Raw genomic sequence first — 18,912 nt, 5'->3', positions numbered from 1 at the left:
AGCCATTGGTTTTAAAAATAATATCCAAGATTAATATTCAAGCGGATATTCCATCCTGGGTTGCTGTCAATAGGATTTTGGTCACTGATCGGCTCCCTGAAATCCAACCCCCGGCCTGTTCCCAAGGCATTGCCCCCAAAGGCATCCGTGATCCATGGATGGTTGTAGCCGGATGCCATATCAAAGTATGCGAAAATCTTTCCGGCTGTAACCAGCGCACCAAGCACGTTCTGCTGAGTGGGTGCAAACCTGACCGACTCCCCCCTGATGATGGTGGTATTGAACTTTTGAGTGTAAGTGTAGTCATTGTAAAACTGTATATGGCTGATGGGGCCCCAGCTGACTGGAAGATTATAGGCCAATCCGGCCACATACATGGCGGCTTCCGCGACCACGTCATATGAGCCGAAACCGTATGCTCCCATTTGGACGACATTAAGCATATTCCCGTCATTGTCCCTCACATTGCTGTAATTGTAGTACAAAGCTTCGGTTTTCAGGTTCCATCTTCCTAGATCCTGCTCATAATGTCCGGCCACGGCAAACTGGTTACCAATATTGCGGGTCACCAGATTGTAAATCTGCAGCCTTTGCAAGGAAAGCCCCAACTCTCCGGCCGGGATGACACAAGCAGCCCGGACATTAAACTGGTTTCTCTCGATATTGGAGTTGCCTTTAACAGGAATTACATCATAGGAATAGCGGGCAGACGACAGCTCACCGAAGCTCGGTTCATTGGTCCCCCTCGGTTCTGAAAGCGGGAAATAGGCCAGATTAAGCCTCCAGATATCTAATCTGTGGGTGTAATTAAAGCCCATCTGATGATCATCTTCCAACCCGACATAATATGGTGCCTGGAACCACCAACTATGGGAGGCATAGGTCAAAAGCCCAAACGGAACTTGTGTAATGCCGAATTGTAGATTGGACTCGTTATTGAACCTATAGCCTATCCAGCCATATTTGATGAAGTGGGTATTGAAAGTGGGGTAAAATCGGTATTCAAAAGAGAACTGCAGCCCTTGAGAGTAGGAATCTATATTGAGCCTCCAGGTATCCCAAGTCCAGTCATTTCTCAGTTCTGTTCCCAGCGGAAAAGTTTGCCCTTCAAAATAAGTATAGATTGCATTGAGCCTAAATGCTCCCCCTACCTTGAGCCAAGTGGTATCTTTGTTTTCTTCCCTTAGGGCCCAGTTTCCAAATTCAATAGTCTCTTTGGTAAAGCCATATTCCTTATCGAAGATCCCTTTATATTTGGAGGCCCTGTTTAAGCTGTCCATAGTGTTTCCCCCCAGACAGTCAAAAAGGGTACAAATGAAAAGTAATAAAACCAATTTGAGGATTTTCATAAACTTTACTTTTTTGACTCTTTATCAGTAGGATTAGGAATGATGCTTACTGAACAGGCAAGGCAAAAGAAAGTTTTGCAAGAATGCCTCCGGAAGTGATTTTGGAATCAGAAAGTTTATTTTTTGACCCCTTGGATGAGCATGGATAACCCCATCACTAAAAGGCAACCTATCGCATTGTACCACAAGAATCCTATATCGATTGGCACGCCTAAAAGTGTACCCCCATTGTGCCAGTGAATGATAAGAATGAAGGCTTCTGAAAGAAGCGCAGCAATAAATACAGCGTTACCCTTTACCCATTTCATATAAAAGCCCACTAAAAAAATTCCCAAAATTGTGCCATAGAAAAGTGACCCCAAAAGATTAACCGCCTGGATTAGGTTCTCAAATAATGAAGCATAAGTGGCAAAAATGATTGCAAAAATCCCCCATATCGCTGTAAACCATTTTGATGAAAGCATGTAATGAACAGAACTCTTATCCTTGTTTATTGAGCGTTTATATACATCCACAGTCGTAGTAGAGCCAAGTGCATTTAGTTCAGATGCGGTGGAAGACATCGCTGCGCTAAAAATTACGGCAAACAATAGGCCTATCACCCCGGTAGGTAGGTAATCCATCACAAAACGCATGAAGACATAATCTGTATCTCGAGTCTCGGCAGCTGGATTGTTTTGCAATATCAAAGACTTCACCTCAGTCCTGATAGCCTCCTGTTCCTCAGTTGTCCTTTGGATAGCAGCCTGATAATTCCTGATTCTGACCTCATCGTCAGCCTTAACAGCTTCCAACATGGACATAATATCCTGATTTTTTTCAGTAAACTTTTGATCATAAACCTCCTGAAGCTGTAAAAAATCATCTTGATAAGGAGTCCCAATTATATTTTCAGTTTGTACTTTGTTGAAGAAAATGGGTGGTTGATAAAATTGATAGAATACAAAAACCATAACCCCGATAAAGAGAATTACAAACTGCATGGGGACTTTCAAGAATCCATTCATAATAAGTCCCATTCGGCTCTCTGCTAAAGATTTTCCCGTTAGGTAGCGCTGTACCTGACTTTGGTCGGTACCGAAATAGGATAGAAAAAGGAATAGTGCCCCCGTCAATCCTGACCAGAAATTATACCTATCGGAGAGGTCGAAGTCAAAATTGACAATATTGAGTTTCTCCATTTTTCCAGCGACATGGAGAGCCTCTGTGAATTTGATCGGAAGTAAGTAAATAACAAACCCACCGGCCAGGATCATCCCGCCCATCATCACAGCCATTTGCTGCTTCTGGGTAATGGATACCGCCTTGGTACCTCCAGAAACGGTGTAGATGATTACAAGCACCCCTATCAATATATTTGTCCACGTCAGGTTCCATCCCAACAAAGTGGAAAGGATAATTGAAGGCGCATAGATGGTAATCCCTGCAGCTAATCCTCGCTGAATGAGAAATAAAAGAGCGGCAAGAGTTCTGGTTTTTAGGTTAAATCTATTTTCCAGAAACTCATAGGCTGTATATACTTTCAGTCTGTAATAAAGAGGTATGAAAGTAACTGAAAGAATAATCATGGCAACTGGCAAGCCAAAATAGAACTGAATAAACCGCATTCCATCCTCAAATGCCTGCCCCGGAGTACTTAAAAAAGTGATAGCTGACGCCTGGGTGGCCATTATTGACAGCCCAATTGTCCACCTGTTCATGTCGTTGTTACCTTTCAGGTAGCTTTCCATATCCTTGGCACCATAGGTCTTATAAACACCATAGGAAACAATGGAAATCAAAGTACCGAATAAAATAATCCAATCGATATTGCTCATGAGTAATATCGGGTCATCCAATAAAACAATATTATCAAAAGAGCCAATACTCCAACCAGGCCTACATAATATTTATTCCAGTCAATCTTGTCCATCCTGAGCTTGTTCGATTAGGTTTACGAAGATTTTGATGGCACCAGGCACCCCAGCAGGAAGCAATCTGAACCAGCTGATGCCAGAATAGGCGAAAGTTCCTAGTCCGTAATCTGTATAAATTAATGAACCTTTTTTAGGGCTTTCTCCCGGATCGTTCATAGTAAATGGAGTATTGTATTTCGCATCCCATTCCCCCACAAAGTACAAACCTCTTTCTTGAACCCAATTTTCAAAATCATGCTCAGAAATGCGATTTGGATAGGTCATTATTCTACTTTCGTTATCAAATTTCACGGGTGCCTCTTCCACCGATACGCGATCTCTAGAAAGCTTGAGTGGAAAAGGCCCTAGCTGGCTGGTAAGCAAGGGAGAACTGGTATTATATTGTACAATCATATTCCCCCCCTCTTTTACATAGTCCATCAATTGATCCATGTTGTTCGCAAGATTTTCATTGACGTTGAACGCACGGATTCCTGTGATGATAGTCGAGTATTGCTTCAAGTTATTGGAGGTCAGGCTACCATTTTCCAGCATGGAAACTCTATAGCCCATTTGCCCTAGAACTTCTGGTATGTCATCTCCTGCACCAGGGATGTAGCCAATGTGTTGTTCGCTTAATTGCAAATTCAAATCAAGAACGTTGAATTTGCTTTTGGGGAAATAGGTGAGGTTTGGAATGTGCTTGTATTTGATTCTAATGATATCTTGATCAAATGACCTACCATCTTCTACGGTATATTTGGCAACCACTTCTTGTTTTTCGACACCTGCAGCTAGTTCACCGATGGCAATGGTAAACATCTTCTTCTTTTTTACCTCATCGGTTCTATTGTGTAAGACTTTGTATTGCTGTGGTCTTAAGCCTTCCAGTGTCAAGGTTCCGTTTTTCACCTCATCAAAAAATCCTACTTCGATTTCAATTCTAGTTTCCTCCCCTTTTTTGAGAAAAATATTTTTGGTACTCACATGAACGACCACTTCTGGGGTTATGGTAAAAGGCTGCTTAGTTTCGCCGTCCACTTGGTCATTAAACTTATACATTAGAGGCAATTCGTACTGAAAATTCTGACCCTCAAGTTCAAAGGCCAATAAACCCGAAAGGCTTGCTTTATTGAAAGGCTGTCCTACGCTCTGTTGGTTACTGATCGAAAATACGTTATCCAAAATTTCCTCTTCTAGCCAATAAGGTTGGCTAACAGGATATTCCAATGGAAGTGTGATTTTAATTTCTTTCTTAAATGGATTGTTCTCGTTTACTTTTGCAGAAATGTCCAGCTTTTTATCCAAAATGGTATAGGACTCTAATTTTATACCGGCCTTGGATGGGGAATTGAACACCAGGGTTGATTTAATTTCCTTTCCAGGAAAGGACAATTCTTCATCTGCATTAAATTCAGCTGTAATTCCAAGCACATCAAAAATGATTTCATCAAGTGCTTGACGTTTTTCGGTGAGCCAATTTTCCTTGCCTTCTGCTAATTGCAGTTTTCTTTTTAAATCTAAAAGCCCCTTTAGGTTAGCATCTAAGTTAAAGAAATCAAATTTTTCCAGAACCTGAGAAATCAATGAATCAATTTCATTTCCACCTTTTATAGCATCCCAACGGCTGGATACATTTTCAAATGGGTCATCTGAAAATTTTGGACCATCCACAAGTTGCAGGTGATCTTTTCCTGCGCCTATTTGGGCAGTTGCTCCAAACCCCTGAGATTTGTGCATAGTACGACTCTCAGCTGCAATCTGAGAATATGACCTACCCAATAGATAGTTGTAATCACCTACAGGATAAGTGTGATAAACTCTATTCTCTTCAGGTTCGTAGTCCCCACCCCAGTTGTACGCATTCCAGAAGATTCGCTTAGGCTGCCAAGTGGAAGTATGAATCAGCTGTTCAGGAAATTTGGTACTGTCCCCAGCTATTTTGAATGCTTCTCCGGCTAATATCGCAGAACTGGTATGGTGGCCATGAGTCCCCCCAGCATCAGTATTGAATCGCGTGATGATGATATCCGGGCGGTAGTTTCTTATTACCCACACCACATCACTTAAAATCGTTTCTTTATCCCAGTTATTGAAAGTTTCATCTGGATTTTTACTAAATCCGAAATCAATGGCTCTGGTGAAAAACTGTCTTCCACCATCTACCTTTCTGGCTTGCAGCAGTTCCTGTGTTCTAATCATCCCAAGCTCCAATCCTAGTTCTTTTCCAATAAGGTTTTGTCCTCCATCTCCTCGGGTGAGCGACAAATATGCCACTTGAGCATGCTTTTCATTGGCTAGAAAAGAGATCAGACGGGTATTTTCATCATCCGGATGGGCTGCCACATAAAGGACCCTTTTGGTCTCCTTCAGCTTTAATAGCTCATGGTAGATTTCTGAAGAGGTCCTATTACGGTGTTGAGAAAATGCTTCTGGTAATAAGATCAAGCAAAGCAGAAATGCCAGGAAGAACGACCGCATAAAATTTATCATAGGGTTCAAATACTAATTGGATTTAAATCTAAATGAATAAAGCCAATATTTAAAAGTATTTTATATAAATGGGAAGTAATTCCCGAAGGGATATAAACTAAAAAAAGCAGTCCAAAAGGACTGCTTTCATAAATTTGAGCCTCTTGTCGGGATCGAACCAACGACCTACTGATTACAAGTCAGTTGCTCTACCAGCTGAGCTAAAGAGGCAAAAAAAAAAGAGAGCCTCCTGTCGGGATCGAACCAACGACCTACTGATTACAAGTCAGTTGCTCTACCAGCTGAGCTAAGGAGGCTTTTCTATTTTTAATAAGGGCCTTTCCCCTTATTGCGAGTGCAAATATAGGCCGAAGGCATAGTTTATTCAAATATTTTGAAAGAAAATTTAGGGAGATTAGACTATCTCCCTAAATGTGAAGACCTTAAAATTCCCTGATAATGGAAAGTTTTTTCTTCAATCTGTAAATTTCTTTTTCCGCTTTCTCAATTTTTTCATCAAACTGATCCTTCAATTTGTCTGCAGTTCTTGAAGCAGCAAAAAACTCAAGGTTGTTTTTCCAAAGCGTAATATTGTTTTCCAAATCAGCAATCTGCTTTCTGATTCCGTGCTCTTTTTTGTTCAACTCTCTACTACCGTGAGGATCAGCTTGAAGTTTTGTAAGGTTAAGTCTAAACAGGAATTCATCCTTGTTCCCACTTTCTACTCCCAATTTATCCACATATTGATCCACCGCTTCATTAAACTTAGCGGCAATATCTTTAATATTTTTTCGTGGTACAAAGCCGATATTGTTATACTGCGCTATGTAACCCTCCAATTCCTCTTGAGAAAGATTGTCTCCAGATGCAGAAGCCGTCTTGATTTTTTCGCAAAGTTCTTCTTTCTCCTTAAGGTTTTGATCAAATTCTTTGTTAAGCTCCTTATTTGCCTGTCTCCTTTTATTAAAGAATGAATCACAAGCCTTTTTAAATCTTTTATATAGATCATCTCTAACCTTTTCAGGTGTTGGCCCGATATTTTTCCAATCCTGCTGAAGTTGAATTAACTCTTTACCAGCAGCCTGCCAGTCTGTGCTTTCAGAGAAAGCATTAGCCTTTTCGATCAGAGCTTCTGCTTTTGCTTTGTTTTGAAGTCTTATTTCATCCAGCTCTTTGAAAAACAGGTTTTTATTGTGGAAAAATTGCTTGAACAATCCCCAGAATTTTTTATTGATTTCTTTGCCATTTTCGCGTGGAACTGGACCGATAGCCTCCCACTGCTTTTGGATATCGAGAATTTCTTTAGTCTTATTATTCCAGTCCTTGATGCGATCAGCCTTATATTCCTTATAAGTATCAAGTTTATCGATAAGAGCCTCTTTTTGAACCTGGTTGGCTTTGAATACTTCTACTTGATCTTCGTAGTAATTTTTTCTTCTAGCATATACTGCGTCAGAAGCAGCTTTAAATCTTTGCCATACTTGCTCTTGATCTTCTCTTGGCACTGGACCAATATGCTTAAACTCATCATGAAGGTCGTTAAGAGATTTAATGGCTTCTTTCAAGTCTTCAGATTTCACAAGGTTTTCCGCCCTTTGGCAGATTTCCAGTTTGTGTTCTAAATTCTTTTTGCGATCAAGTTCTTTTAGTTCGAAGTAAATACTTCTATTATCATAAAACCTGTCCATCAGGGCATTATAAGAAGCCCATAGATTTTTGTTTTGTGAAGCCGGCACAGGTCCGATCTTCTTCCAATCTCCCTGAATATCTTTAATTGTGCTGATGCTGTGAGTGGTTTCTTCACTATCTACAAGTTCACGCAGTTTTTGTAGGATCTCGTTCTTAGCACTAAGGTTTTTCTCCTTATTTTTTTCCAGCTCTTTAAGCTGGTTGGACCTTCTTTCTCGGAATTCGTTATAAAACTTAAAAAATTCTTTATCTTCTTCAGTATTTCGATATTGAAAGTCATCGGGATTGCCTTCCTCCTGCTCAAATTTGGCTGCAGCTTCCTTTTTTTCTTGATGATAAAATTCATCAAAGTGGTTTTTAATTTCATGAACTTCCGAATCCTTCTTAATGAGTTGATCTGATGCCACTATACCTTTTAAGGCATTGATCAAATCCTTTTTAGAATGGTTAGAATAATCCACATGATGGTCATCTTCCTCATGTTGGTTATCATCGGAATCATGCTCCAAATTTTGAGCTGCTTGAATACCCTCTTGAGTTTCATTAACTTCTGGGGTCACCTGATCTTGCTTTGACATTTCTTTATCGTTGTCCATAAAAACGTGGGTATTATAAAACTTTTGAAAAGCTATAAACAAAAGTAATAAATTTCGGCTAATTCAATCTTGGATCGATTGGATAATTTGCCAGAAGTTGATATTCCCCTCCCATATTCTTTAATATAATTTTCCAAAGTTCATCGGGATCAGAATTAAAAATGTGTTGGGAATGCTCCGATGGACATACGATCCAAGTCTTTATATCTATCTCTTCTTGCAACTGTCCTTCGGACCAGCCACTATAACCCAAAAAAAACCGAAACTTATCTACATCTAAATCATTGCTTTTAAGTTTATCTACCAATTCAGTAAAATTGCCACTCCACCAAATATTCGGCGCAACCGGAATGCTACCGGTAATCACTTGATCTCCATGATAAATGAAGTGCAGGGTATTTTGCTCAACCGGCCCTCCTACATAAACAGCCGTATCATAATTGCCCAAATCTTGAATCAAATCTCCTAGCCTTACTATTGATAATTTGTTCAACACAAGCCCAAAAGATCCTTGTTCATTGTGCTCACAGAGCAAAATGACTGACCTTACAAAATTTTCGTCTCGCAAAAAAGGTTCGGAGATCAAAAGATCGCCTGCTTCTGGACTTTTATTAGAAGTTAATCCCATGAAAAATAACGTTTACATTATTCTGTCAATTTATACAAAATTTTTTAAATGCAATAAGTATAGTAATTTTATATCATTATCCAACTATCAACTTTTACACATGAATATAGCTGCACTTAGGAATGAATACTCCCTGAAAACTCTTGATGTGGATCATGTCAACCATAATCCAGTGGATCAATTTAAGGAATGGTTTGAAGAAGCTTTGAAAGTAAAGGCCGTTGAAGCGAACGCCATGAACCTCGCTACTGTCAATGATAATAACAAACCCTCTGCCAGGGTAGTCCTTTTGAAGGGCGTGGATCATGGTTTTGTGTTTTTCACAAATTATGAAAGCCGAAAGGGGGCGGAAATTTCCAAAAACCCCCATGCTGCCCTCACTTTTTTCTGGCCGGAGTTGGAAAGACAAGTGAGAATAGAGGGCAGGTTGGAGAAAATTTCTACGGAAGAGTCAGATGAATATTTTTCTTCCCGACCTGTAGGCAGCCAAATTGGGGCCATCACTTCCCCCCAAAGCAAAGTAATTCCTAATAAGGAGTTTCTGCAGAACAGACTTTCTGAATTAAAGGAAACATACAGGGATAAAAAAATCGAAAGGCCTGCGCATTGGGGAGGCTATCGACTAATTCCCAATTTGATTGAATTTTGGCAAGGAAGACCCAGTAGGTTACATGACCGTTTAGAGTTTCAACTTGATGAAACCGGAAGCTGGCAGATCAATCGACTTGCGCCATAATACAAAGGCCTGGGAATATCCCAGGCCTTTGTATTACTTTATATTAAAGAGATCATCAGTCCCAATGGTTCTTTCCACTGTAAAACCCTCCCCATATTTTACATTGATGCTGTGGCCAAATTCTTTAGCCCTAGCTTCAATGAAATCCATAAATTCGGGTGAGGAGATGAAACTTTGAGGTTCATTGCTGTCTGGGTCATGAAACTGTGATTTGAAGGCCTTTATACTGTCTACCTTTTTGTCCCAAAATTCAGAAATATCCATTACAAAATCAGGTTTGATATAATTATTCTGAATGTAATGATAGACATATTTTGGTCTCCAAGGTTCCTGCTCTAGTCCATCCATTTCAGTTACTACTCTTCTTAAGCCGCTGGTAAAGCAAGCTTTTGTTGCAACTTGCGCACCCTTTCCGTGATCGGGGTGGCGATCAGATATCGCATTAGCTAAAACAATTTCCGGCTTATACTTCCTAATGTATTTTACAATTTCAAGATGGTGGGTTTCATCATCCGTGAAAAAAACATCTCTAAACTTTAGATTTTCACGCATGCTTAACCCCAAAACTTCGGCTGCTGCTGCGCTTTCCTCAAGACGGATAGTTGGAGTACCTCTGGTACCCATTTCGCCTTGAGTGAGATCAAGTATCCCTACTTTATGTCCTTTGGCTACATGAGCAGCTAAGGTCCCTGAGCAGGAAAGTTCTGCATCATCTGGATGGGCTGCAATTGCCAAAATATCAAGTTTCATAGTTAAAGGATTAAAAAGGTGCTTATTTGATTTTCAATCGTTGCCCTACCCTAATAACTGATCGGGTAGAAATTCCGTTTAGGCGGGCGATTTGATTTATAGAGACGCCATATCTTCTGGCGATCACGCCAAGGTTCTCCCCACTTCTCACCCTATGAAATACCGCCTGCTGAGCCTTAATCACATGGTCAAAACTGTTGGCTGTAATAGTATAGGAGTCGCCTTTTATCCTGCCTATATTAAAATCAAAGATCTCAGTTGGGTTGATGGATAGTCCCTGGTAGCGGATCTCGTAATGCAAATGTGGCCCAGAGCTTCTTCCAGTGCTTCCACCTAGCCCCAGCACATCTCCTGCTCGAACCTCCTGACCCACTTCCACCAAAATCTTGGACATATGCCCATAGAGCGTCTCTAGTCCATTTTTATGCCTTACTACTACATAGTACCCATAGCCGTTCCTGTCATAAGATTTTATCCTAACGATACCATCAAAAGTGCTGTGAATCGGATCTCCGGTGTTTAGCTTCAAATCTGTTCCGTGATGCCACCGGATTCTCCGAAAACCGAAATCTGATGTAATCCGTGTTTCGAGTAAGGGCACATGCCAGTTGCTTCCAAAAAACGGATCATAAAGCTTAATCTGTACTGTATCCTTAAAATCCTTGGGATTGAAATTGTATATATTAATCTTCTGACTATCCCAGGATGAATAATACTCAAAGGCTGTCACCCAAATGCTATCGATCATAATCTGTTCAGAAACCTTGACTAATTGATTGGTGGGTGCCCATATCAAAGTAGTGGTATCCTCACTTATGGGGCTTAGTCTTTTTTTCAGATTAACGTAATCTTTATAAATCAGGGAATCTGTTTCCTTGCGAAGATTTTTCAGATATTGTTGAACATCGAAAGTTTCAAGGCTCCTAGTAGAAGGGGCCTCGATGGGTTGGGTTTTGGGGGTGTTTTTTTTAAACAAACGTGGAAATTGCTGTGCCTGCAAGCCAAAGCTACTCAGACACAGCAATCCTATTAATAAAACTCTAATTTGGATACTCATTCGGTTACCTAAGCAAGCTCTTTTTCAGCCATATACCGTTCTGCATCCAAGGCGGCCATGCAGCCAGTTCCGGCAGCAGTAACTGCTTGACGATAAATATGGTCTTGAGCATCTCCACAAGCAAATACTCCTTCTACATTGGTTTTAGTACTTCCTGGTTGAGTGATGATATATCCAGACTCGTCCATATCAATGTACGATTTAAATATATCTGTATTGGGCTGGTGACCGATTGCAACGAAGAAGCCACTTACTTGTAGCTCTTTCTTTTCTCCTGTTTGATTGTTGTATAATCTAACTCCCGTAACTTCGTCTTCTCCCAATATCTCTTCAGTTTCAGAGTTCCAAAGGACCTCGATCTTGGGGTTATTCATTACCCGTTTCTGCATGATTTGGGAAGCTCTCATCTCATCTCTTCTCACAATCATATAGACCTTGTTGCAGATATTGGCTAGATAACTTGCCTCCTCGCAGGCAGTATCTCCCGCGCCTACAATTGCGACATCTTGCCCTCTAAAGAAGAAACCGTCACAAACTGCACAGGCAGAAACTCCTCTTCCATTTAGGCGTGTCTCACTTTCCAAGCCAAGCCATTTTGCAGAAGCTCCCGTGGAAATCAAAACGGTATCAGCATGAATTTCTTTTTGATCATCAACAATTACCTTATGCGGCCTTTGGGAAAAATCAACTTGGGTAACCAATCCGTATCTCACATCTGTCCCAAATCTTTCGGCTTGTCTTCTGAAGTCCTCCATCATTTGAGGGCCCATCACCCCTTCTGGGTATCCAGGATAATTCTCTACATCTGTAGTAATGGTCAACTGTCCACCAGGTTGGCCTCCAGTATATAAAATAGGCTTTAGACCAGCACGTGCAGCGTAGATTGCAGCCGTGTAACCCGCAGGACCTGACCCAATAATCAAAACTTTTATACTTTCTATATCTTGGCTCATGGATTCATAAAATTTAAGGTTGGCAAATTTTAACAATTTATCTCTTTTAACAAAGGTTATTCTTGTTAAAAATAGCTAATAAAAGCGAAAAACCTGATAGGCTTTTTACGTTTTAAACAATAAAAAAAGGGGATAGAAATCCCCTTTTCACGTTGTTTTCCAATATGAAATTGTATTAACCGAGGTAAGGCTTCAAAGTCTTGCTTCGGCTGGTATGGCGTAATCTTCTGATTGCCTTTTCTTTGATCTGTCTTACTCTTTCACGGGTAAGGTTGAATTTTTCACCAATCTCCTCAAGAGTCATGGCATGTTCACCGTTCAATCCAAAGTAAAGCGTAATCACATCAGCTTCTCTCTGGGTCAAGGTAGATAATGCTCTTTGAACTTCTTTGCGAAGAGAGTCATTCATCAGCCCATCATCAGGCTTTTCCTCTCCATCATTCTCCAAAACATCCAAAAGGCTATTTTCCTCACCTTGAACAAACGGAGCATCCATTGATACATGTCTACCTGAAATTTTCATGGTATCCACTACTTCTCCGGCAGTAACCTCTAGCACTTCGGCAAGTTCCTCAGGAGATGGCTCTCTTTCAAACTTCTGCTCAAGTTCTGAGAAAGTTTTGCTGATCTTGTTCAAAGAGCCTACTCTGTTCAATGGTAATCTTACAATTCTAGACTGCTCGGCCAAAGCCTGCAGAATTGATTGCCTGATCCACCAAACGGCGTAGGAGATGAATTTAAAACCTCTAGTTTCGTCAAATCTTTGGGCAGCTTTGATCAAGCCCAGGTTACCTTCATTGATAAGATCCCCAAGAGACAAACCTTGATTTTGATATTGCTTAGCTACAGAAACGACAAACCTTAAGTTGGCTTTTGTCAATTTTTCAAGAGCAAGTTGGTCACCTTCACGGATTCTTTTAGCCAGAATCACCTCTTCATCGGCTGTCAAAAGGTCAACCTTACCTATTTCTTGTAAATATTTATCAAGAGACTGACTCTCTCTGTTAGTAATCTGTTTGCTAATTTTAAGCTGCCTCATTCAATTTCTTTTGTTTTGTAAAGACTGGTGATATAACAGATGTATATTGAAAATAAGTTCAAAATACAAAAATGGTTTAAGATTATTTTAATCTTTCTTCTCCTGCTTCTCTGGTTTAGGTAATAGGACCTTTCTGGAGAGCTTGAATTTGCCGGTTTTCTTATCTACGTCAATCAATTTGACCATGATTTCTTCACCTGGCTCAAGCACGCCTTCCATATTTTCCAGTCTTTCCCATTTGATTTCAGAAATATGCAACAGACCGTCTTTGCCTGGCATGAATTCTACAAACGCACCAAATGGCATTATATTTTTCACCTTGCCGGTATATGTCTCCCCTATTTCTGGCTGAGCGACAATTCCTTTGATTCGGCTGATTGCAGCGTTCATTGAATCCTCATTGTTTGAGAATACATTGATCTTACCTGCATTGTCCACTTCCTCAATAATGATGGTAGCACCAGTATCCTTCTGGATTTCCTGGATCACTTTTCCACCTGGCCCGATCACAGCACCGATCAATTCCTTAGGAATCATCATGTTGAATGATCTTGGAGTATGAGGCTTAAGTTCTTCTTTCGGAGCGGCTAGAGTTTTGTTGATTTCTCTAAGGATATGCAATCTACCTTCTTTCGCTTGGTACAAAGCTTCCTTCAGCACGTTGTAATCAAGTCCTTCCACCTTAAGGTCCATCTGACAAGCAGTGATTCCTTTTTCAGTTCCGGTTACCTTGAAGTCCATGTCTCCAAGATGATCTTCGTCACCGAGAATATCAGAAAGAATGCTGTATTTCCCAGTTTTTGCATCGGAGATCATACCCATTGCAATACCAGTTACTGGAGCCTTAATTTTAATACCAGCATCCATCAAAGCCAATGAACCTGCACAAACGGTGGCCATTGATGATGAACCGTTTGATTCCAAAATATCAGACACGATTCTGATGGTGTAAGGGTTTTCAGCTTCAGATGGCAATACTTTTTTCAAAGCTCTCATGGCAAGGTTACCATGACCAACTTCTCTTCTTCCCGGACCTCTGTTGATCTTAACTTCACCTGTAGAGAAACCTGGGAAATTATAGTGAAGGAAGAATTTGTTGTATCCGGAAATAGTAGCACCATCCACCATTTGCTCATCCATCTTGGTACCCAAGGTACAGGTGGTTACAGATTGTGTTTCACCTCTGGTAAATACAGCTGATCCGTGAGCAGATGGCAAGTAGTCTACTACCGACCAGATTGGACGGATTTCATCCGTTTTTCTTCCGTCAAGTCTTTTCTTTTCATTCAAAGTCAGGTTACGAGCTGCTTCCTTATGGATCTTGCTGAAGTAAGGGCCGATTAGGCTTGCTTCATATTCATGCTCGTCCCCTAATGCTTCTACGAATTCAGTTTTGATGGCTTTTACCAACTCCCCTCTCTGGGATTTGTTGGCCAGCTGTCTAGCTACCACTTCGTAGATTTTATCATAAAGCTCAGATCTCATTTTTTCAAAAAGAGCTTTATCTTCTTTTTCGTGAGAGTATTCTCTCTTAGTTTCTTTGCCAACTGCCGCTTCTAGTTCTTTTTGGACCTGACAGTGTCTTTTGATTTCCTCATGCGCAAACTGAAGGGCTTCAACCATTTCATCTTCTGAAATTTCGTCTCCTTCACCTTCTACCATAAGGATATACTCCATAGAACCGGCCACGATCAACTCCATAGAAGCTGACTGCAATTGGGTTGGAGTAGGGTTAATTATTAGATTGCCATCGATTTTGGCAACTCTAACTTCGGAAATAGGCCCGTTGAAAGGAATGTCAGAAACAGCCAAGGCAGCTGATGCAGCCAAGCCTGCAAGGGCATCCGGAAGTACATCTGCATCACCTGACATCAAAGTGATTGCAATCTGGGTGTCAGCATGGTAGTCATCCGGGAAAATTGGACGAATAGCTCTATCTACAATACGGCTGATAAGAATTTCATAATCGGAAAGTCTTCCTTCTCTTTTAAGAAATCCTCCTGGGATTTTGCCTGAAGCAGCAAATTTTTCTTGATAATCAACTGACATCGGCAGGAAATCCACACCTTCGGCAGCTTCTTTTTTAGAAACAACAGTGGCTAATAGCATGGCATTACCCATCCTTACCACTACAGCCCCGTCGGCTTGTTTGGCTAAGGCACCTGTTTCAATAATAATTTCTCTCCCGTCCTCTAATTTGATGGACTTTGAAATGACGTTTGGTAACATACGATTGTGTTAAGAATAACTTAAGATAGTTTTAAAAGTAAGGTTTAATAGCTGGGGGGTAATAGAATCAAAAAAGTAAGGTTCTCCCTAGGAAGAACCTTACAGTCAAGTTTTTATTTACGTAATCCTAAGTCGGCAAGTACAGCTCTGTATCTTTCGATATCGTTTTTGTAAAGATAATTCAAAAGACTTCTGCGTTTACCTACCAATTTCAAAAGGCCAAGTCTAGAAGAGTGGTCTTTTTTATTGGTTTTTAGATGGTCAGTTAAGTGCTTAATTCTGAAAGTAAATAAAGCGATCTGAGACTCTGGAGAACCAGTGTCTTTATCAGATTTTAACCTACCATGATTTTGAAACAACTCTGTTTTTTTCTCTGATGTTAAATACATGCTTAGTTAATTAGATAATGATATTTTTTAAATCAGCTACAAAGATAGCGGTTTTATTTTTAATAATAAAAGCCTATTTTGAACTTTTGAGCCTGATCCGGCCCCAGAGCCCTTTTATATTAGAAAATACCTTTTGGTACATTTCTGCTTCAAATAGACGTGCATCTTTTCTTGCTTGCTTTAAAAAGAAGAATCCAACTGGAATCAGACAAAGATTTGCAAACCAAGTTCCTAACATTGGATCGACTATTCCTTCTTTAGCCCATTTTTCCCCCGTTATAGTCAACATATAAAAGATAATGAAGAAAATGATGGAAAAAAGAACCGGCATACCAAGGCCTCCCTTCTTTATAATAGCCCCAAGTGGCGCTCCGATCATAAACATCACGATGCATGCAAAGGCCTGGGTATATTTTTGATACCAAGCGATTTCAAACCTTCTGAATTCTCTCTCCAGGTTGTCGATCTTGGTTTTTTGGATATTGAACTGGTTTTTCATCGTCCTGGCCGAATTGAGAGCAATGGAAGCCCCTCTCACATTGGTGTGAGAATTTTCGAACAAGGAATCCAGGTCCGCTATTTTCGTTTTCGGAAAATCCATCCATTCAGGCTGAGTAACTGCTGGGGCTGGGACATCCTCCTCTCCAATTTCAGCAGGAATGGTATCTGTATTTAAAGTGTCCGCATATACCTCTCCCACGGATGTTTGGCCCTCCCTAATAGCTCTTAAAGTATCTGCTGCCGCCAATGAGTCAGGGATGCCTTCCATATATTCCTCTTCATCCTCAAATTCATCAAATTCCTGTTCTTGATAAAACAGCTCTACATGGTCAATAGGGATATTAAGATCAACTTCTTCCAGGGACGTAGAGTCTCCTTTGGCAAGCGCTACGCTGTCCACTTGCTGTGCTTCTTCTATGAGTTTTTGTTTCCATCGTTCATTTCGGATGGAATCTGCTCGTTCTTTCTTGGTTAGAATATCCCTAGGAGCCGATATTTTTCTATTCTTGGTGAAATAGGAATAATTTGACTCGGTGTTAATGTAATTGTAATATTGAAAAGAGTTTAAGTCTCTGTCCATGGAATCGAGGTCAAAACGAATTTCTCTTATGTTTTTGATACTACGATTGTTAGACCATTGATCATCCGTAGTCCTGTTAAGATTAAAGGCATCCAAACTAAAAATCATCTCGTTTTGGTTGAAGCTTGTCCTGCTGAAATCCACTGGTTTTTCCTTGATGCTACGTTGATTACCACTTTCTTGGTAACTATTACCCCTGAAAAGTGTCAATTTCATGTACCGGTCATTGAAAAATGGCTCCATTCTTCCGGAATCCGCCAAAGTTACGCTTGTATTACCTTGTCCGGCAGAGTGGTCATAAATGATAATATCCTGCAAAGTAACATCATCAAGCTTCCTGTTAACTTTAATGCTGTAATTAGGAATACCATTATAAAACACCCCTTCCTGAATGTCCAGAGCAGGAGATTTCATCCGTATATCATATAAAAGACTAAAGGTTTTTAGGTTGACCTTTGGGACCAAGTAGTTGTTTGATAGATAGGCGAGGAAAGTAAGGAACACCACAAAAATTCCAATTGGCAATAAGGCCCGCAGAAGGGATATGCCGCTGCTTTTGATGGCAGTGAGTTCAAAATGCTCCCCTAAATTCCCAAATGTCATTAAAGCAGAAAGCAAAACGGCCAGAGGGAGGGCCATAGGACTTATACTGATCACAAAATAGCTGATCAGTTCCATGTAGATACCAAAACTTAACCCTTTACCGAATATCTCATCAAAATACTTGAGCATATTAACAGTAAGCAGGATAAAGTCTACTACTATGAAAGTAAGGAGAAAAGGGCCAATAAATGACCCAAGTATTAATTTATCTAATTTTTTCATGAAGTGCTTGAGCGCTCCTTTCCTGATTTATGACGCTGCAAAGGTCATAATATTATGGCAAAAAAGATAATTGATGTTAAATTATCCTCCAATGATCTCTTTTAGATTGTGGATTAGACTTTCCCATATAGACTCCTGCTCATCTTCATCATAGCCGTTGCTATAATCTACTACTCTAAGAAAAAGTGTCTGCGTGAGTTCATTTTCATCAAGCCGGAACTCCAAATAACTCTTGTCAGTTTCATCAGGCATTGCGGGATCAAAAAATTCAAATTTTACACTGTGGTTGGAACGTAGACCGACCATTTTGGCGTAATGTTCCTCACCATCATAGGTGAAAATATAACTCTTATCCTCATTGATCGTGACATTATCTGCAAACCATTGATTAAGTCCACTGGCAGAGCTTAAATAAGGGAAAATTACCTTTTTGGAAGTATTCACCTGATAGTCAGAAACAAACTTATATTTTACCATATCAGTTGATTAATCATTGAATAAAAATCTAATAATTTTATGCTTTAGCACTTGCATTTATATTGGAAAGCCTCCATATTTGCAGTCCCAATTGAGAGCAGCAATACTCTCAGGCGGCCTAAAAATAGGTTTCTAAACGATAGAAACATAATTTACTTAAAAAATAATTAATTTATTTACTTTTAAGTAAAAAATTAACAAAACGGCGAGGTAGCTCAGATGGTTAGAGCGCAGGATTTATATCCGCCGCGGCGGACGGCAGTTCGATTTACGTATCGAGTAGCTGAATAAATTGAAATAAAAATATTAAATGGCGAGGTAGCTCAGATGGTTAGAGCGCAGGATTCATAACCCTGAGGTCGGCAGTTCGATTCTGCTCCTCGCTACATAAAACCTCCAACTGGAGGCTTTTTTTATTTTCGAACTTTGAAGTAGAGCGCAGGATTCATATCCGCTGCGGCATTCTGCTCCTCGCTACTCAATAGGCTTCCATTGGAAGCCTATTCTATTTATTAATATTTCCTTATTTTTAAATAAACTTTTTAACCTACTCAATATGGATTACTCCGTCTACGTCCTTTACTCCTTTTCCGCAGGAAAACTTTACACCGGGTTTTCCTCCGATCTCATCACAAGATTTAATTTTCACAATTTCAAATCGACCAAGGGTTTTACCAAGAAGTATAGGCCTTGGTATTGTATTCATGTTGAGGTTTACAAGTTTAAATCCTCTGCTATGAAAAGAGA

General features: G+C 40.1%; 14 protein-coding genes, 3 tRNA genes and 1 pseudogene. 3 read left to right on the top strand and 15 right to left on the bottom strand.

The window, feature by feature from the left end:
* Positions 1–11: 11 nt before the first annotated feature.
* From FPL27_RS10165 to FPL27_RS10135, 7 genes are all read right to left on the bottom strand, one after another.
* Positions 12–1,349: a porin gene (locus FPL27_RS10165; RefSeq protein ID WP_185974339.1), complete on the bottom strand. Its 1,338-nt coding sequence runs from the start codon at positions 1,347–1,349 to the stop codon at positions 12–14.
* Positions 1,350–1,465: 116 nt separating this feature from the next.
* The gene (locus tag FPL27_RS10160; RefSeq protein ID WP_143960990.1) at positions 1,466–3,166 is read right to left on the bottom strand and encodes a sodium:solute symporter; all 1,701 of its coding nucleotides are present in this window, start codon (positions 3,164–3,166) and stop codon (positions 1,466–1,468) included.
* 81 nt (positions 3,167–3,247) lie between these two features.
* Entirely contained in the window at positions 3,248–5,737 is a 2,490-nt protein-coding gene (locus tag FPL27_RS10155; protein WP_185974338.1) for a PIG-L family deacetylase, read from the bottom strand.
* A gap of 137 nt (positions 5,738–5,874) precedes the next feature.
* Positions 5,875–5,947, bottom strand: a tRNA-Thr gene (locus FPL27_RS10150).
* 13 nt (positions 5,948–5,960) lie between these two features.
* Positions 5,961–6,033: transfer RNA gene (locus tag FPL27_RS10145), tRNA-Thr, on the bottom strand.
* 126 nt (positions 6,034–6,159) lie between these two features.
* Entirely contained in the window at positions 6,160–8,001 is a 1,842-nt protein-coding gene (locus FPL27_RS10140; protein WP_143960989.1) for a DUF349 domain-containing protein, read from the bottom strand.
* 58 nt (positions 8,002–8,059) lie between these two features.
* Positions 8,060–8,629: a YqgE/AlgH family protein gene (locus tag FPL27_RS10135; RefSeq protein ID WP_143960988.1), complete on the bottom strand. Its 570-nt coding sequence runs from the start codon at positions 8,627–8,629 to the stop codon at positions 8,060–8,062.
* 100 nt (positions 8,630–8,729) lie between these two features.
* On the opposite strand from FPL27_RS10135, the gene pdxH reads away from it, so the two are divergent.
* Positions 8,730–9,365, top strand: a complete 636-nt coding sequence (pdxH, locus tag FPL27_RS10130) for a pyridoxamine 5'-phosphate oxidase (RefSeq protein WP_143960987.1) — start codon at positions 8,730–8,732, stop codon at positions 9,363–9,365.
* 33 nt (positions 9,366–9,398) lie between these two features.
* Here pdxH and bshB1 read toward each other — a convergent pair whose 3' ends face one another.
* From bshB1 to FPL27_RS10090, 8 genes are all read right to left on the bottom strand, one after another.
* Positions 9,399–10,115 carry a bacillithiol biosynthesis deacetylase BshB1 gene (gene bshB1, locus FPL27_RS10125; RefSeq protein WP_143960986.1) on the bottom strand — a complete coding sequence of 239 codons (717 nt, stop codon included), beginning with the start codon at positions 10,113–10,115 and terminating at the stop codon, positions 9,399–9,401.
* 22 nt (positions 10,116–10,137) lie between these two features.
* On the bottom strand, positions 10,138–11,172 hold the full coding sequence (locus FPL27_RS10120) for a M23 family metallopeptidase (RefSeq protein ID WP_143960985.1): 1,035 nt from the start codon (positions 11,170–11,172) through the stop codon (positions 10,138–10,140).
* A gap of 8 nt (positions 11,173–11,180) precedes the next feature.
* Complete coding sequence (gene trxB / locus FPL27_RS10115) at positions 11,181–12,125, bottom strand: thioredoxin-disulfide reductase (RefSeq protein WP_143960984.1); 945 nt, start codon at positions 12,123–12,125, stop codon at positions 11,181–11,183.
* Positions 12,126–12,300: 175 nt separating this feature from the next.
* Complete coding sequence (locus FPL27_RS10110) at positions 12,301–13,164, bottom strand: sigma-70 family RNA polymerase sigma factor (RefSeq protein ID WP_143960983.1); 864 nt, start codon at positions 13,162–13,164, stop codon at positions 12,301–12,303.
* Positions 13,165–13,251: 87 nt separating this feature from the next.
* On the bottom strand, positions 13,252–15,393 hold the full coding sequence (gene pnp, locus FPL27_RS10105) for a polyribonucleotide nucleotidyltransferase (protein WP_143960982.1): 2,142 nt from the start codon (positions 15,391–15,393) through the stop codon (positions 13,252–13,254).
* Between the two features lie 113 nt (positions 15,394–15,506).
* The gene (rpsO, locus tag FPL27_RS10100; RefSeq protein ID WP_143960981.1) at positions 15,507–15,782 is read right to left on the bottom strand and encodes a 30S ribosomal protein S15; all 276 of its coding nucleotides are present in this window, start codon (positions 15,780–15,782) and stop codon (positions 15,507–15,509) included.
* 73 nt (positions 15,783–15,855) lie between these two features.
* Positions 15,856–17,688 (bottom strand): LptF/LptG family permease, encoded by a 1,833-nt coding sequence (locus FPL27_RS10095; protein ID WP_143960980.1) that lies wholly within the window; start codon positions 17,686–17,688, stop codon positions 15,856–15,858.
* Between the two features lie 81 nt (positions 17,689–17,769).
* Entirely contained in the window at positions 17,770–18,165 is a 396-nt protein-coding gene (locus FPL27_RS10090) for an START-like domain-containing protein (protein WP_143960979.1), read from the bottom strand.
* Between the two features lie 312 nt (positions 18,166–18,477).
* Between FPL27_RS10090 and FPL27_RS10085 the strand changes: the two genes are divergently transcribed.
* A tRNA-Met gene (locus FPL27_RS10085) sits at positions 18,478–18,551 on the top strand.
* 170 nt (positions 18,552–18,721) lie between these two features.
* Positions 18,722–18,880: pseudogene (locus FPL27_RS20040) on the top strand (GIY-YIG nuclease family protein); the annotation flags it as partial.
* Positions 18,881–18,912: the final 32 nt, after the last annotated feature.

It is taken from the genome of Litoribacter populi (genome assembly GCF_007483685.1).
In the GTDB taxonomy this organism is placed as follows: Bacteria; Bacteroidota; Bacteroidia; order Cytophagales; family Cyclobacteriaceae; genus Litoribacter; species Litoribacter populi.
Note: the sequence above shows the minus strand (reverse complement) of the source record. Positions and strands in the feature narration are given on the sequence as shown.